General features: G+C 65.8%; 18 protein-coding genes. 14 read left to right on the top strand and 4 right to left on the bottom strand.

Annotated elements, in window-relative coordinates:
- Nucleotides 1-84: 84 nt before the first annotated feature.
- The gene (locus ABZU72_RS26565) at nucleotides 85-747 is read left to right on the top strand and encodes a DUF6338 family protein (RefSeq protein WP_355021778.1); all 663 of its coding nucleotides are present in this window, start codon (nucleotides 85-87) and stop codon (nucleotides 745-747) included.
- Between the two features lie 243 nt (nucleotides 748-990).
- Here ABZU72_RS26565 and ABZU72_RS26560 read toward each other — a convergent pair whose 3' ends face one another.
- The 3 genes from ABZU72_RS26560 to ABZU72_RS26550 form a co-directional block, all read right to left on the bottom strand.
- Nucleotides 991-2,223 (bottom strand): hypothetical protein, encoded by a 1,233-nt coding sequence (locus tag ABZU72_RS26560; protein ID WP_355021777.1) that lies wholly within the window; start codon nucleotides 2,221-2,223, stop codon nucleotides 991-993.
- Between the two features lie 512 nt (nucleotides 2,224-2,735).
- Entirely contained in the window at nucleotides 2,736-4,739 is a 2,004-nt protein-coding gene (locus ABZU72_RS26555) for a fatty acid desaturase (protein WP_355021776.1), read from the bottom strand.
- Between the two features lie 89 nt (nucleotides 4,740-4,828).
- The gene (locus ABZU72_RS26550; RefSeq protein WP_355021775.1) at nucleotides 4,829-6,097 is read right to left on the bottom strand and encodes a helix-turn-helix domain-containing protein; all 1,269 of its coding nucleotides are present in this window, start codon (nucleotides 6,095-6,097) and stop codon (nucleotides 4,829-4,831) included.
- A gap of 133 nt (nucleotides 6,098-6,230) precedes the next feature.
- On the opposite strand from ABZU72_RS26550, the gene ABZU72_RS26545 reads away from it, so the two are divergent.
- The 12 genes from ABZU72_RS26545 (at nucleotide 6,231) to ABZU72_RS26490 (ending at nucleotide 12,321) form a co-directional block, all read left to right on the top strand.
- Nucleotides 6,231-6,869: a hypothetical protein gene (locus ABZU72_RS26545; protein WP_355021774.1), complete on the top strand. Its 639-nt coding sequence runs from the start codon at nucleotides 6,231-6,233 to the stop codon at nucleotides 6,867-6,869.
- A gap of 3 nt (nucleotides 6,870-6,872) precedes the next feature.
- Nucleotides 6,873-8,048, top strand: a complete 1,176-nt coding sequence (locus ABZU72_RS26540; protein ID WP_355021773.1) for an SRPBCC family protein — start codon at nucleotides 6,873-6,875, stop codon at nucleotides 8,046-8,048.
- 2 nt (nucleotides 8,049-8,050) lie between these two features.
- Nucleotides 8,051-8,305, top strand: a complete 255-nt coding sequence (locus tag ABZU72_RS26535; protein WP_355021772.1) for a hypothetical protein — start codon at nucleotides 8,051-8,053, stop codon at nucleotides 8,303-8,305.
- 3 nt (nucleotides 8,306-8,308) lie between these two features.
- Nucleotides 8,309-8,773, top strand: coding sequence for a gas vesicle protein GvpJ (gene gvpJ / locus ABZU72_RS26530; protein ID WP_355021771.1), 465 nt, complete (start codon nucleotides 8,309-8,311; stop codon nucleotides 8,771-8,773).
- A gap of 2 nt (nucleotides 8,774-8,775) precedes the next feature.
- The gene (locus ABZU72_RS26525; RefSeq protein WP_355021770.1) at nucleotides 8,776-9,525 is read left to right on the top strand and encodes a GvpL/GvpF family gas vesicle protein; all 750 of its coding nucleotides are present in this window, start codon (nucleotides 8,776-8,778) and stop codon (nucleotides 9,523-9,525) included.
- Nucleotides 9,516-9,752 carry a gas vesicle protein GvpG gene (locus ABZU72_RS26520; protein ID WP_355021769.1) on the top strand — a complete coding sequence of 79 codons (237 nt, stop codon included), beginning with the start codon at nucleotides 9,516-9,518 and terminating at the stop codon, nucleotides 9,750-9,752. Before ABZU72_RS26525 ends, ABZU72_RS26520 begins: the two co-directional genes overlap by 10 nt.
- Nucleotides 9,745-10,017, top strand: coding sequence for a gas vesicle protein (locus tag ABZU72_RS26515; protein ID WP_355021768.1), 273 nt, complete (start codon nucleotides 9,745-9,747; stop codon nucleotides 10,015-10,017). The genes ABZU72_RS26520 and ABZU72_RS26515 overlap by 8 nt, the downstream gene beginning before the upstream one ends.
- Nucleotides 10,014-10,376, top strand: a complete 363-nt coding sequence (locus tag ABZU72_RS26510) for a gas vesicle protein (RefSeq protein ID WP_355021767.1) — start codon at nucleotides 10,014-10,016, stop codon at nucleotides 10,374-10,376. The genes ABZU72_RS26515 and ABZU72_RS26510 overlap by 4 nt, the downstream gene beginning before the upstream one ends.
- A complete protein-coding gene (locus tag ABZU72_RS26505; RefSeq protein ID WP_355021766.1) occupies nucleotides 10,363-11,166 on the top strand; it encodes a GvpL/GvpF family gas vesicle protein in 804 nt (267 codons plus the stop codon). The genes ABZU72_RS26510 and ABZU72_RS26505 overlap by 14 nt, the downstream gene beginning before the upstream one ends.
- Entirely contained in the window at nucleotides 11,163-11,360 is a 198-nt protein-coding gene (gvpJ, locus tag ABZU72_RS26500) for a gas vesicle protein GvpJ (RefSeq protein ID WP_355021765.1), read from the top strand. The genes ABZU72_RS26505 and gvpJ (ABZU72_RS26500) overlap by 4 nt, the downstream gene beginning before the upstream one ends.
- Nucleotides 11,357-11,989 carry a GvpL/GvpF family gas vesicle protein gene (locus tag ABZU72_RS26495; protein ID WP_355021764.1) on the top strand — a complete coding sequence of 211 codons (633 nt, stop codon included), beginning with the start codon at nucleotides 11,357-11,359 and terminating at the stop codon, nucleotides 11,987-11,989. Before gvpJ (ABZU72_RS26500) ends, ABZU72_RS26495 begins: the two co-directional genes overlap by 4 nt.
- A gap of 65 nt (nucleotides 11,990-12,054) precedes the next feature.
- A complete protein-coding gene (locus ABZU72_RS26490; RefSeq protein ID WP_355021763.1) occupies nucleotides 12,055-12,321 on the top strand; it encodes a gas vesicle protein K in 267 nt (88 codons plus the stop codon).
- Nucleotides 12,322-12,332: 11 nt separating this feature from the next.
- On the opposite strand, the gene ABZU72_RS26485 is transcribed toward ABZU72_RS26490, so the two are convergent.
- Nucleotides 12,333-13,793, bottom strand: a complete 1,461-nt coding sequence (locus ABZU72_RS26485; protein ID WP_355021762.1) for a serine/threonine-protein kinase — start codon at nucleotides 13,791-13,793, stop codon at nucleotides 12,333-12,335.
- Nucleotides 13,794-13,926: 133 nt separating this feature from the next.
- Between ABZU72_RS26485 and tyrS the strand changes: the two genes are divergently transcribed.
- Nucleotides 13,927-15,198: a tyrosine--tRNA ligase gene (gene tyrS, locus ABZU72_RS26480; protein ID WP_355021761.1), complete on the top strand. Its 1,272-nt coding sequence runs from the start codon at nucleotides 13,927-13,929 to the stop codon at nucleotides 15,196-15,198.
- The last annotated feature ends 397 nt before the right edge of the window (nucleotides 15,199-15,595 follow it).

Here is a 15,595-nt window from a genome sequence, read left to right as displayed (position 1 = left end):
AGGCGGCGAATAAGAACCTTGAAACGAGAGATGCTGGGCGCGGAGACGACGGCGAAAATCCCGGGAAGGTGACACCGTAGAGCCATGATCCCGGAAAGCCTTGCAACCTTCTATGCGCTACTAGCGTTGGTGGCGCCTGGATTGATGTTTCAGGTCGTATCTGAAAGATCGCGTCCATCATCCGAACAGAGCGCGTTTCGTGAAGTGAGCGTAGTTGCCACCTCGAGTCTGATCTTTACGACCACGTCCGTCCTTATACTTGGCGCTTTTAGTAGGATTCGCCCATCGTGGTTCGTTGACCTGCCTAAGTGGGTATCTGATGGAAGTGTTTACGCTTCAAACAATCTCTGGCTGGTCGCTAAGTCTGTTGGTTTAGAGGTCGGCATTGCTGTCGGCCTTGCAGCCTTAGCCGCTTGGATCCTTGGCAAACGCTCGACGGCGAGCAAGGCGCCCATCGCGAAGACTAGCGTCTGGTATCAGGCTTTGAAGGCGGACAAGCCAGAGGACAAAGCTTCTTGGGTACTCGCTGAACTTCTGGACGGAACACGCGTCTGGGGATATGTTCACTACTTCACGATCGAGGATTGTGGAAATGATCGCGATATCTCATTTAAAGGCCCTGGGCTTACAGTCCAACGCGGCGGGAAGAAGAGTCGTCCAGTTCGAGAAGACTATTACAAATACTTTGTGGTGAGTGCGGGGCAAGTGCGTTTCTTGAAGGTTGCCCACGAAAAAAAGAAGTCCTAAACGGGCCCAGCCACGGCTGGCGCCAGCACGTCCAATCCTCGTTCTTCTCCTGGGGGCGTTGAGTCGCGGGGACGCACGGTAGATCGCCGCACGTAGGACACCGCCTGATCGTCGTCGAACCACTTCCTGGTGCGCTCCGCTCGTACGTTCCAGCTCGGCCACCTGACGGTGAAGTGGCAACGAGCTTCTGAGGCCGGCTCGCGCGCTGGACAGCCTGGGCGCCCTTATTGTGAATGGCGCCTTCTATTTTCCCCTAATGTCCCGTGCGACAGCGACGGAGTCCGCCAACTCAGATGACCATCCCGGCCGCCAGGTTGTCAGCAGTCCAGCGGCAACCCATAGAACACTAACGAGAACTAGGTAGCCGGCGGCGACGCCTAGGTCGACTCCCACCCATTGGATGACGAGCAAGAACAGGAGAGGCGCAACTGCAACAAATGTGCGGAGCAGTCTCGAGCCCCAAGACCTCTGATTGCCGGATTCCTTGCGGTACTCGTCGTCTGTGAGTGGGAGCTCATCGAAGTCGCCGCGCGCGATAATCCCTATCAAATCGTCTAGGTCAGACGTGACTTGCGCACGCGTGTCAGCTTTGGGTGTCGCGATCTGACCTCGAATACTTACGAGATGAGCGGCGGCCATGTTGAACCGACGAGTGGCTACTGCGTCCATCTCTTCTGATAGGCCAAGATGTTGTGGGACCACCTCCGCCAGCTCCGATGCCGCATCTTCGAGGTATTCCATCGCCAGACAGCGACTCTGGATATCCCATGCGGTCAGAATCGCGTCAAGCGCGTAACCGATCGAAACGACCACCGACGTGATCGGGTAGGTCCTCAACCAATTCTTCTCCGGTCTATCAAACAGAATCCAGCCGGTGATCCTTCGGGCCGCCACAGCGACCATCCATGTTGCCAACCCAGCGGTGGCACCCATAGCTACTGCTAATGCCGCGTTCCATGAATCGTATTTAAGGATTCCGAACGCCGTAATCGCAAGGCAAAGAATTCCCGATAGAATCACGATGCGGTACGGAATGGCCGCAAATTTTCCGACAACGTTTGTTGCAGCAATTAACAAGGTGCCCAAAAATAGAGGACCGACGACTGCAAAACAACCGGCAACTTCGAGTTTCCACATCTCGGGAAAGGGTGCCGGGAGTCTGCTGAAGAGCGCCAGTATGACGACGGCGACCAAGACGAACTGGGCGTATAGAAGCCTTTGCGTAGATGCCAGCGAAAGTCCCCGAATTGACATTTCTGCTGTGTAGAAGTTTGTCAGCGACGTGGCGACCGCCCTTCGCGTCTCCAATGAGACCCCGTGGCCTGTGTCAAGAACACCATCTTGAAGTTCCTCACGGGTGAGGCGTGCCGCGGAAAGACGCAACTTGCGAATCTTCCGTTCCTCCCTGGAATCCAGCCAGGATGGCAGTTGCCCGTATCGGAGTCGGTCGGAGACCGGGTTGCTACCGTCAATCACAATTGATGATCGTTGCGCAGGTCAACACGTTCCGCAAGCACTGTTTGAGTTCACACCGCAGCGCAAACCTGCGCGGTCGAACGAAGGGTGCTGTCAGGCCGAGCGGGTCCTGCTCTCTTTGGATACCCAGGGCCCGGCGGGCGGAGTGGCCGAGTTTGAAGCACTGGCGGACATGCAGATGTCGGGGATCAGTTGGCTTCGAGCGGACGAACGGTTGGGGCGCAGCGACAGGACGGACACGGAGACGTGAATAGTACGTAGACCCGTGGGGAGGGTTGTCGAACCTTTGTGCGATCTTGACAGAATCAATCGCTATCTGACCTGGACAAATGCCATTCATGCTGTTGAAACCCGCGTCGTGCCGCGACGTGTGAGAGATGGCCCGTTCGGCATTATGAGTCCTCTGCTCTAACCGACTGAGCTAACGGCCCGCGCAGATCCTAGCGGGCGCGTACGGGGGATCGGTCACTCGGCGATGATCGAGACCTTCCCGCTCGACATCCGCCCATGGCTCAGTCGTCGTAGTCGACGGCGACCATCGGCGTGGTCGGGCGGGACTGGCAGGTGAGCACATGTCCGGTCTCGACCTCGGCAGAGGACAGGGCGAAGTTCTGCTCCATCGCGACCGACCCCAGCGTCACCTTGGCCTTGCAGGTGCCGCAGGCTCCGCCGAGGCAGGCGTACGGCGCCTCGAGCCCTGCCTTCAATGCGGCCTCGAGAACGGTGTCGCCGGCAGCCAACGAGACCTCGTGCTGTCGGCCGCGCAGGCCGACGGTGACGGTGGCCGGGGCGAAGCCGTCGGCGACCCGGGGCTTCTGAAAGCCGTGGAAGAGCTCGACGTGGACCCGGTCCGCCTCGGCGCCGCGTTCGAGAAGCAGGTCGTGTAGGTCGGCGACCATCTCGACCGGTCCGCACAGGAACCACTCGTCCACCGAGGCCGCGGCCAGGTGCGCCCCGAGCCACCGATCGACCTTGGCCCGGTCGATCCGACCGCGCAGATGGGCCGGGTGCCGAGGGTCGCGGGAGCGTACGTGGATGATCCGGAGCCGGTCGGCGTATCGCGCCTCGAGGTCATCGAGCTCGTCGCGGAACATCGTGCTGTCCGCGTCCTGGTTGCCGTAGATCAGGGTGAAGCGGCTCTCGGTCTCGACGGCAAGCGTCGTCTGCAGGATCGAGAGGACCGGGGTGATTCCGCTGCCGGCGGCGATCGCCACATAGCTCCTGGCGGCGAGCGGGTCGACCGCGGTCCCGAACGACCCGGTCGGAGTCATCAGCTCGAGAGTGTCCCCGGCCTCCAGCTGTTCCATCGCGAAGGTGGAGAAGGCCCCGCCCGGGATGTGCTTGACGGCGATCGCCAGGGTGTCGGAGGTGGCCGAGGAGCAGATGGAGTAGTTGCGACGTACGCCCTCGCCACCGAGGTCGGTGCGGACGGTGACGTGCTGACCGGGTTCGAAGGAGAACTTCTCGCGCAGCTCGTCAGGCAGGTCGAAGCGGATCAGCACGCTGTCGTGGGTCAGCCGGTCGACGCCGGCGACCGGGACCTGGTGGAACTCTGCGGCGCGAGCCGAGGATCGCCTCGGCATCCGCACCGGGAGGAGCCGGGCCATCTTGCCGTTCAGCGTCTTCCACTCGCGGTACTCCTCCGCGTCGAGCTGATGGCCGAAGACGGTGCCGATCGCCGCATCCCGCTCGAGGTAGGCCTCTTCGTTGCGGCGCCAGGCCGCGACGTAGCGGTAGAACGGGATCGAGGGATGCAGGTGGTGGACGAGGTGGTAGTTCTGCGAGAGGAGCAGGGGAGTCAGGACCCATTCGGAGCCGACCCGGTTACGGGTGGCGCGGTAGCGGTTCTCCTGCTGGGTGTCCTCGAGGTCGTGGTGCGGCAACCAGTCGAACCACCAGGCCAGCACGAACATCGCGAGCCGCTCGGGGATCAGATACAGGAGCGCCAGCGTCCACAGATGTCCGGTGAAGCCCGCGGCGACGATCACGGCGATCGTCGTGCTCATCAGGAAGACCGTCTCGAGCACCTCCGCCCGCGGACGCCGCCGAACATTGCGCACCAGGAAGGACAGGTACGGCACGTCCATCAGCGGGAACCGGAACGGAACCTGCCACCACGGAGCGCCGCTGACGAAGTGGTCGGGGTCGTTGTCGTCGTCGTTGGTGTTGCGGTGGTGCTCGATGTGGATGAACGCGAACGACCTGAACGAGATCAGCGGCGAGACGAAGAGCATCGCGACCCGGCCGAAGGCCACGTTGACCCAGCGGTGGGTGCTGATCGAGTAATGCGCGGCGTCGTGCAGCACGGTGAACAGCACGAAGATCGCCGCTGCACTGAGCAGGACCGTCACCGGGACGGGAAGCCGTTCGGCCAGCGCCGCCCAGGTCGAGACCGCGAAGACCGCGATCGCGCCGGAGAAGATGCCCACGATGGGCCAGGAGATCGTCGGGACCTTCTCGCCCGGGTCGGGGAGCGCATGGCGGGTGGCTGCGGGTTGCTCCGTCGTAGTTGACATGCTCGAAACGTACGAACCGCGAGCAGCACCCCGCGAGAGGTGCCGAGCCCATGTCGATGTGCGCCCAGCACATCCGGGTCACATCCCGGTCAGGCCCGGTCAGGCTCCGGTGCGAGCACGAGCGGACCCAGCACACCCACCAGACGCAACGCGGCATGCAGCTCGGCAACCCGCTCGTTCGCGGGAAGCCCGCGTCGTTCCTCGGCCCGGCGAACACGCTGCAGCACCGTGTTGCGGTGTACGCCGAGCTCGTCGGCCGCGGCCGCCAGGCCACCCTGTGCGTCGAGCACCGCGAGCAACGCCCGCCGCTCTTCCTCCTCGCGGCGCCCGGTGACCGCCAGTCCACCGAGCTCGGTCGCGACGAAGGCGCGGGTCAGGTCGAGGTCGCCGCTCATCGTGTCCACCAGCGCCAGCTCCGCGTACGGCGTGACTGCTGCACCGCGACCTGCGAGCTCGATGATCCGCCGGCCGCGCTGCGCCTGGACATGAGAGTCCCGGAAGCCGGCGGCACCCTGGGCCGGCGTGCCGAGCGTGGCCCGGACCGTGTCCGGGATCTTCCCGGCCAAAGGCTTGAGGTCCGTCGGTGCGACGTCAGGAGCACCTGTCGTGGAGACCCAGCCCCACAGTGCCCGAGCGCCGTCCGGGACGAGCAGGGGATGGGGTGAGCCGAAGTGGGCCCCCACGGTCTCACCCACCCGCGCCAGATCGACGTCGTCGCTGTCGGTCCAGCAGACGAAGCCCGTCTGCCATCCGGTGAGCCGGTGGGACAAGGTGCGCTCCGCGCGGCGCAGGTCGATCCGTCCACCGGCGATCAGGGTGCGGACCGCATCTGTCCGCGCAGCGCGCGCCTGGGTCTGGATCCGGTCGAGCTCTGCTACGTACTCGGCGGCGACCTCGCTGGAGATGCGGTCGACGTAGGCGAAGGCGTAGTGCTGCAGGTGTGCCACCACCGCCAGGGCGAGGGCCGGGTCCGGCATCGAGTCGTTGATCCCGGTGAGGATCCGTTCGCTGAAGTAGGCATGGCCGATCCGGTAGAAGCGCAGCATCACATCGACGCTGTAGCCGCGTCCGGCCATCGCGCGCGCATGCTCGAGCGCGGTGACCGGCGCGGAGGCCGCGCTCACGTCGATACCGTGCCGCACCATCGACAGCGCGGCTTCGAGGTTGGACGAGCACGACCCCAGCGTCAGACCACGAAGCTCCTCATCAGCGCTCGCCTCCGGGATCCGCTCGAGGATATAGGCGAGCATGTCATCGGCGTACGACGCCACATGCCCCAGCAGGTCGGCAGCGGTGCGGCGCAGCTCGATCACCACCGACTCCGGCAGGTCTTCCTGCTGTCCCGCGCTGACGTCCATGCCCGGAGACTATCCAGCGCTCTGCCCCGGTGGGTGGCACGAATTCAGACATGCAAGGTATGTCGCGTGGCGCGACGGGTACCTCCGGGGGTACGTGGGCGGTTGGAGGGCCGCCCGAGGAGGGAGCACCAACATGTCTGTCACCACACGCGTGGGCACCGCTGTCGCGGCGGGGTACGTGCTCGGGCGATTCAAAAAGCTTCGACTCGCCGTGATCGTCGGGTCGGCGCTCAGCAACAGCGCCGTTCGCGACCGCAGCCTCGAGCTGCTGAAGATCGGTACTCAGAGCCTTGGCGGCTCGCCGGACGTACAGAAGCTCGGACAGCAGGTCAGCGGAAAGCTCGTCACGGCTGGTAAGGCGGCCGCGGTCGCCGTGGCCGCGGGCCAGATCGACAAGCTCAGCGATCGGTTGCACGAGCGGAGCACGCTCTGGAGCGCGTCGTCGTCCGATGAGGACGCCGACCAGGACACCGACGAGGACACCGACGAGGTTCCGGAGGACGAGGAGCCCGAGGACGAGTACGAAGCCGAAGACGAGGCCGAGGGTGAGGAGCCTGAGGACGAGTACGAGGAAGAGCCTGAGGACGAGGCTGAGGAGGAGCCCGAGGACGAGGACGACGAAGAGGCTGAGGAAGAGCCCGAGGACGAGTACGAAGACGAGCCCGAGGACGAGGCGGACCAGCAGGACGAGGACGACGAAGAGGAGAAGCCGCGCCGGCGCGCGCGGAGCTCCCGTCGCCGGCGCGCAGGTGCGCCGACAGGAGGTGCCTGAGTCATGACGGAACAGACTCACAAGAAAGCGGCAGCCGACACGGAGGACTCGGGCCTTCTGTCGCAGCTCCCCGTCGATCGGCTGCGTAAGGAGGCCCTGGGCCTCAGCCGCGCCTTCGGGAAGCGGAGCCTGAGCAAGCTGGGCAGCGGCGTCGAGGGGCTCACTGACCGACTGACCGGCTTCGCCGACGGTGTCCCCACGAAGAAGACCGTGAAGGCGGGGGCGAAGGCGGCCGTCGACAAAGTCACGGCTCCGGTCGGCAAGGTGAAGAACACCACCGCCCAGGTCAAGGAAACGGCGACTCAGGTCAAGGACACCGTTGACAAGGTCTCGGGCGGTCTCAACAAGAGCGAACAGCCCACCGGCAAGAAGCTCAAGGTGACCAACATCGTCGAGACGGTCGACGTACCCGTCAGTCGGGACGTCGCCTACGAGCAGTGGACCCAGTTCGAGGACTTCCCGTCGTTCATGAAGAAGGTCGAGAACGTCACGCAGGAGGAGGACGAGGTCGTCACCTGGCAGGCCCAGGTGTTCTGGTCCCACCGCACGTGGAAGGCCACCATCCTCGACCAGGTCCCGAACGAGCACATCGTGTGGAAGAGCGAGAGCGAGAAGGGACACGTCGACGGCGCCGTCACCTTCCACGAGCTCGCGCCGAACCTGACCCGGATTCTCGTCTCGCTCGAGTACTACCCGAAGGGCCTCTTCGAGCACACCGGAAACCTCTGGCGGGCCCAGGGGCGCCGAGTACGCCTGGAGCTGAAGCACTTCCGGCGCCATGTGGCCAGCCATACGCTTCTCCACCGCGACGAGATCGAAGGGTGGACGGGCGAGATCCACGACAAGGAGGTCGTGGACGACGGTTCCGGCGGGGGCTCGGAGAACGGGCAGAAGAACAGCTCGGAGAAGTCGTCGTCGGGCAGCAAGCCGGGCAACGGGTCTTCCAACAACAGGTCTTCCGGGAACGGGTCGTCCGGTGACAAGCCGCAGGCGAAGAGGACCACCGCCAAGACCGCAGCCAAGAAGCCGGCGGCCAAGAAGCCGACAGCCAAGAAGACCGCTGCCAAGAAGACCGCTGCCAAAAAGACCACGAGCAAGCGGAGCCCGAGCAAGCAGAGCGCCAGCAAGCAGAGCACGAGCAGGCGTACGTCCTCACGCTCCTCCACGAAGGCATCCTGACCATGGCCGAGAACGACGAACGCCGTGTCCAGGAGCTCGAGCGCGACGTCGAGGAGCTCATGGTGGAGGTCGATCGCTATCGGACGGCCACCGAGGACGCCTTGCAGCAGCTCGACTGGTGCATCGGCTACTTCGTCGGGTGCGGGAAATCGGGCCTGGCGAGGTCGCTCGGCGCCAACCGGGCCTACATCCGCAGGCACGTACTGAAGCGGGCCGAGCAACCCGTGCCCGCCGGCACTCCGGCAGAAAGCGACTGAGTCATGACCATCACCCAGCAGAACCGGTATCTCGACCGCCCGGCGCCGAGCAGTCTCGCCGACGTCATCGACACGATCCTCGACAAGGGTCTGGTGATCGACATCTACGTGCGCGTCTCGCTCGTCGGCATCGAGCTGCTGACGATCGACGCACGCATCGTGATCGCCAGCGTCGACACCTACCTACGCTTCGCCGAGGCGGTGAATCGGCTGGACCTCACCGACACCCAGACGCACGGCATCCCGGAGCTGATCGAGGGGGTGACCGAGTCCGGGGCCAAGGGGAAGACATCCGGCGCGATCGAAGGAGCCAAGGAGAAGCTCGGGAGCATTCTCGGCAGCGACGATGAGGACTCCGACAAGGACGCCGACAAGGACGACGACGAGCACGAAGGTCAGGGTCGCAAGCAGCCGGCTCGACGCACTCGGAAGAGCACGTCAAGGCAGACCAAGGAGAAGGAGGACTGACCGTGCCTGTCCACGTCTACGGAGTCACGGACACCTCGATCACGATCCCCACGGACCGGACGGGGCGGGCGAAACGTCCGCTGCGCCACGTCGACGGCGGCGGCCTTCGGGTGCTCGTCAGCGATGTGGACGACGACTCGCGCGTGCTGCGCGAGGACCTGATGGCACACGCTCATACGCTCGAGGCGGTGGCCACCCTCGGGACGGTGCTGCCCATGCAGTTCGGCGTCGAGATGCCGGACGACGACACCGTGCGCCACGAGCTGATCGAGAGCCGCGGTGACGAGATCCGCCCGCTCCTGGAACGGTTCGAGGGCCTGCTGCAGCTCACCGTCGCGGTCGACCTGATCGAGCAGGAAGCGCTCAAAGAGGTGCTGCGGCGGGACCCCGATCTCGTCGCGCTGCGCGACCACGTACAGCGAGCCGCCCCGCAGGACCGGCACTCGGCGGAGGTACGCCTGGGCGAGGCCATCGCGGCCGCGCTCGAAGCGCTGCGGGCCGAGGTCGGCGACGGCGTCGTCGACCGGATCGCCCCGACCGCCCGTGCCGTCTCTCTCGGCGAGGTCCGCGGAGCGCTGCAGGCCGCCGAGGTGTTCCTGCTGGTCGAGCGCGACCGGCAGAGCGAGCTCGACGCCACGGTCACCACGCTGCGCGATGACCTGGCGCCGCTGGCGTCGCTTCGCTATGTCGGCCCGCAACCGCCGTACGCGTTTCTCGACGCTGCCTCGTCGGGAGAACTCTCATGGGCCTGATCACGCAGCTGCTGACTCTGCCCATCGCGCCCGTACGCGGCGTGGTCTGGGTGGCAGAACAGATTCGCGACGAGGCCGAGAGCCAATACTTCGACCCGGCCACGATCCAAGCCGCGCTCGAGGATGTCGACGCCCGCCGGGAGGCCGGCCTGTTGACCGAGGAGGAGGCCGCCGATCTCGAGGAGGTTCTCGTGCAGCGGCTGATGGCCGGAGGCTGGCATGAATGAGCGCAGCAGACCCACCCTGTCCTCGATCGCCGAGCACGTGCTCGAAGAGCTCGAGGCGCTCGTGGGATGTCCCGCCGAGGGCGTGACGGCAATCCGTCGCGACGACGACGGCTGGGTCGTCAACGCGGACATCCTCGAGTTGGAACGAGTCCCGGAGACGACCGATGTCCTTGCCTCCTACGAGGTGACCGTCGATCCGGACGGCGAGATCACGGGCTATCGCCGTGTCCACCGCTACGTCCGAGCCCAAGTGGAGGAGCGATGACCGAGACTCAGCGCTCACCGATGTTCGTGAGCAACCGGCCCCAGTCCTCACCCGAGAGCCTCGCCGACGTGCTCGAGCGTGTCCTCGACAAGGGCATCGTCATCGTCGGTGACATCCAGGTTCGGCTGCTCGACATCGAGCTGCTCACCATCAAGGTGCGACTCATGGTGGCCTCCGTCGACAAGGCCCGCGAGATGGGTATCAACTGGTGGGAGGGCGACCCGTTCGTCAGCAACCTCGAGGATCAGCAGAAGCAGGACGAGGAGCTCGACCTCCGTCGGCGGCTCGAGGCGCTCGAGCGCAGCGTCGGCGGGCAGAGCGAGATCGTGGAAGATGAGACGAGACGTGAACGTCGATGACGCGACCTTTGTCGTTCATGCGTACGGACTCATCCAGGGTGACGAGCCCCGGCCCATGCCTGACCACGGGATCGCGAACGCGGACATTCGCACCATCCCGTTCCACCGCCTCGAGGTGGTCGTCAGTGATCTGGCGGCCGCGTCCTTCGGCGAGGCCGCCTGGGCGGAGCACGGCGAGGACACCCGTTGGCTCACGCCCGTCGCCGCTGCCCACCACGAGGTGCTCCAGCACCTGGTCGAGCACGGTGACGTGCTGCCACTGCAGCTGCCCGGCATCTACCCGAGCGATGAGGTGCTGGTCGATGCCTTGGACTCGAGTCGCCGGGACCTCGAACGCGCCTGGCGGTTCCTGGCCGGACACGTCGAGTGGTCCCTTCAGGTCTTCCCGACCTCGCCTCCACCCACGCCCGAGGCGACCGCACCCCGCAGCGGGCGCGAATACCTCGAACGGCGCCGGTCCCAACAGAGTGCCCGGGACGAGGTACGACGACAGCGCGAGCTCCTCGTGATGGACACCCATGAGGCGTTGGTTCGCGAGGCGACCGCGAGCGTGGTCAGGGCGCCGTTGGACAGCGCGGTGACCGGCCGAGAAGAGCCGATGCTGCTCAACAGCGCCTACCTCGTACCCCGCCAGGAGGAGCAGGGCTTCCTCCAGGTCGCCGAGGAGCATCACCACCAGCAGGTCGCGACCGCCGGCATGCGGCTCGAGGTCACCGGTCCGTGGCCGCCGTACAGTTTCGTCGGTGCGGCGGACCAGAACGGCGACGACCTGACCAGGACGGCGCCGTGACGCTCGAGCACTCCCCGGTCCCCGACGACACCGCGCTCATCGACCTCGTCGACCGCCTGATTGACGGCGGTGTCGTGGTGGGTGGCGACATCGTCCTCTCGCTCGCCGGGGTCGACCTCGTCTATGTGGGCCTGCGCCTGGTTCTCGCCCCGGCCCACAAGGTTTCGCTACCCGGTTCCGGGAGGCAACCATGATGCTTCTCTACGCCGTGGCAGCCACGGACAGTGCAGACGAAACGGTCGACACCCCGCTGCAAGCACACCGCTCCCGCGGGCTCACTGTCTTCGTCGAACCGAGAACCCAGCCACCCGAGCGGTCGATGCACGAGCTGCTCGGGTTCGGGCGAGCGCTCCACCAGCTGTGGTCGTACGTCCCCGTGCTGCCGATGCGCTTCGGGACGGTCGTGAGCGACAGCGATGAGCTGGACCAGCTGGTTGCGGAGCGCGAGAGCGAGTGGACCGACCGGATCGCCGCCGTCACCGGATGCAGCGAGTGCATCGTCCACCTCCCCCTGCCCGAACGTGTCCCCGAACGTGTCAAGGACGAGCAGACGGGGTCGGACTATCTCCGCCGGCGCGCGAAGGAGCTGAAACAGCATGATGCCGAGGCCGCGGAGCTGCGCGCGTTGCTCGCTCCCTACGCCTCCGAGATCACGAAGCTCACAGCGATCCGTCCGCAGGAGGCTCGACTGTCGGTCCTGCTTCCAGACGAGCACGTGGAGGCTGCCCGGGCAGCCATCCGAGACTGGGGCGAGAGCCGGCCCGGAGTGACGGTCACCGGCCCGTGGCCACCGTTCAGCTTCTGTCAGGAGGAGAGCCCGTGACGCGGCCCGACAAGGCAGATCCATGGCCCCTGGACCTGGATGGGGAGACCGACCTACCCTCCGCCTTGAGCAGACGCATAGATGCGGATCCGGAATCCGTCGAGAAGGGGCTCGTACAGCTCGTGCTCACCCTCGTCGAACTCCTCCGGCAGCTGATGGAGCGCCAGGCGATCCGCCGCATGGATGCGGGAGGCCTGAGCGAAGAGGACATCGAACGGCTGGGTCAGACCCTGATGCTGCTGGACGAGAAGATGACCGAGCTGCGCGATCACTTCGGACTCACCCCGGAGGATCTCAACATCGACCTGGGTCCGTTGGGCAAGCTCCTGTGAGACGCTCGGGCTCAGCCCTCTCTGTCGATGAGGTACTTCCCGTCGGCGTAGACGAGCCCCAATGTCACCGTGCCGCCGTCCTGGCGGCCGTCCTTCATCGAGTATTTGTAGGTGTAGGTCACCTTGAGCGGGTCGACGCTGGGGGAGACAGAGACGACGCTGGTGCTCGCGACGCTGCCCCACCAATCGCGGTAGCCCTCGATCCCGCCGCTGCTCGCTTGGAACGCGGGAGTCAGCATCGAGCCAAAGGCACTGTCGGGGTTCGCGGGCGCGGTGGCGAGATAGCTGCGGATGAAGGCGTCGATCCCCCCGGCGGTCGGGCCGGCGGTCTCGCTGGCCGAGGGGCTCTCGCTCGCAGACTCGCTGGCCGTCTCGCTGGGTGACGGCTCCTCGGAGGCCTCCTCCGACTCCGCGTCGTCCGCGTCGTCGGTGGCCTCGTCGGTCGACTCCGACAGCGGCGATCCGGAGGCGACCGGCTTCGGCTTCGCGCTCGGCTCCTCGCCGCGGTTGGCCCACAGCGCTCCGCCGACCGCCAGCACCAACGCGGCAGCGGCGACGAGCGCGATCGGCCACCAGCGACGCCGGGTCGGGGTGCTCGTCGACTGTGCCAGTCCCGAAGGCGCGGCCGCGGCCGGAGCCGGAGCCGCGACCGCGGCGAGCGTCTGCGTACGCAGCGCCACCGGCTCCAGCTTCTCGTCCGCCAGCCGCCCTGCCAGGAAGTCCACGACGTCCTCGGCCGACCACCGCTCGGCGGGGTCGTAGGCCATCGTGTGCTCCAGCAGCGGAGCGAGCCGACCGGCCAGCGGCGTACGCGGCGGGTCCTCGTGCACCACCCGATACAGCGTCGCCAGCGCGTTGTCGCCGATCCCGTAGGGAGGCTCACCCGTCAGTGCCTGGAAGAGCGTGGCCCCCAGCGACCACATGTCGCTGGCCGGGTTGGCCCGCCCACCGGTGGCGATCTCCGGAGCCAGGTACGCCGGCGAGCCGGTGACCTGCCCGGTCTGTGTCGTCTGGGAGTCGACGCCGCGCGCGATCCCGAAGTCGGTCAGTTTGGCGCGCTCGGCACGGCCGACCACGATGTTGGCGGGCTTCACGTCCCGGTGGACGATGCCGGCGGCATGTGCCGAACGCAGGGCCGAGGCGATCTGACCGATCAGCCTCGCGGCGTCCTCGACGGGCAGCGGGCCGTCGTCGCGAACCATGTGAGCGAGGGTCTTCCCCTCGACGTACTCCATCACCAGCCAGGGCTTGTCGTCGTCGCGCACCAGGTCGAAGACGGCGACGACGTTCGGGTGGACAAGTCGCGCGGCGAGCTGCGCCTCTCGTTCGACGGCGGCATCCGATACGCCGTCGAGTGCGATCAGCTGCTTGAGTGCGACCGAACGCCCCAGAACTTCGTCGGTGGCGAGCCAGACGGCTCCCATCGCTCCCCGGCCGAGCTCCCTCTCGAGCCGGTACCTCCCTGCGATCACCCAGGTCCCCTCAAATCTCGTCGCGAACGCCAGTGGTCAACTCTAGGGGGTATCGCCTACTACCCTTGCTTCCGGGACAGCCCGTTCCGGGCCCCGGAAACACCATCTGAGAACGATCTGAGAAAGGCACCACGTGTCCATCGATCCCACACTCCTCGACGACCTCGAGTGGCGAGGCCTCATCGCCGACTCGACGGACCGCGACGCGCTCCGAGAAGCGCTCGCCGGCGGGAGTGTGAAGTTCTATATCGGGTTCGACCCCACCGCGCCGAGCCTGCACATGGGCAACCTTCTCCAGATCACCATGGCGATGCGCCTGCAGCGGTCCGGCCACACGCCCTATGTACTGGTCGGCGGCGCCACCGGCATGATCGGTGACCCGCGCGACTCGGGCGAGCGCACCCTCAACTCGCCCGAGACCGTCAAGGAATGGGTCGGGAGGGTGCGCAGCCAGATCGAGCGGTTCGTCTCCTTCGAGGGCGAGACCGCTGCGACGATGGTCAACAACGCCGACTGGACGGCGTCGTTGTCGGTGATCGACTTCCTCCGCGACATCGGCAAGCACTTCCCGGTCAACCGGATGCTCGCCCGTGACACGGTGAAGAAGCGTCTCGAGGACGGGATCTCCTACACCGAGTTCTCCTACATCCTCCTGCAGTCGATGGACTACCTGAACCTCTTCCGTACGCACGGGGTCAGCCTGCAGTTCGGCGGCTCGGACCAGTGGGGCAACATCACCGGCGGTGTCGAGCTGGTCCGCCGGGTCACCGGCGAGACCGTCCACGCCTTCACCACGCCGCTGATCACGAAGGCTGACGGCACCAAGTACGGCAAGACCGAGGGCGGCGCCCTCTGGCTCGACCCGACGATGATGTCGCCCTACGCCTTCCATCAGTTCTGGCTCAACGTCGAGGACGCCAAGGTGGGGGAGATGCTCCGTGTCTTCACCTTCCTGTCCCACGAGGAGATCGAGACCCTGGAGGCGCAGCACGCGGAGAAGCCGTTCCTGCGGGTGGCCCAGAAGGCACTCGCCGATCACATGACGACTCTCGTCCACGGGGCAGGAGAGACCGAGCAGGCCAAGCAGGCCGCAGCCGCGCTCTTCGGCGGTGGCGACCTGGCCACCCTGAGCAGTACGACGCTGGCCGCCGCGATCACGGAGGCCGGGGCCGTCGAGCTGGAGCGTGGCGAGGAGCTGCCGACGTACGTCGACCTCTTCATCGCCGCCGGCCTCGTCTCCTCCAAGGGGGAGGCCCGCCGGACGATCTCCGAGGGCGGGGCGTACGTCAACAACGTCCGCGTCGAGGACGCCGAGGGGGCGCTCGGCGAAAAAGAGTTGCTCGGTGACGGCTGGGTCGTCCTGCGCAGGGGCAAGAAGAAGTTCGCCGGCGTGCGCTTCAAGTAGCCTCTGACCTGCGAGAACGCCCCAGGGAAGGTGACTGCCTTCCCTGGGGCGTTCCTCGATTTGGCAAGCGCGTCACTGAGGCGTAATGTTCATCTGGTCGCCGGGGTGCGGCGGGAAGCAAGTTCGAGTCTTCGAGCGGGTTTCCGGCCCCTGAGTCGGCCGCCAACATTCTCGAGCTTCAGCTCGGTTCAGAGTCTCAGTCAGGTCTTCGGATCAGGCACCAAGACCGTGACGAACCGCAGTTTGATTTTCTTGTGCTGTGTCGGCGTGGATATCGTCTTTATCCGATAAGAGCGAGAATTCGCCGAATTGGACAACAAAGCGAGATCCGATAAAGTCCTCCAGGACGAGGCGGAAACACAACTGCTAAACCAGGGAAAGCGCGGAACGCGCCGAA

The organism is Nocardioides sp. NPDC004968 (assembly GCF_040608935.1).
Classification (GTDB): domain Bacteria; phylum Actinomycetota; class Actinomycetes; order Propionibacteriales; family Nocardioidaceae; genus Nocardioides.
This window is presented reverse-complemented; position numbering and strand designations above follow the sequence as displayed.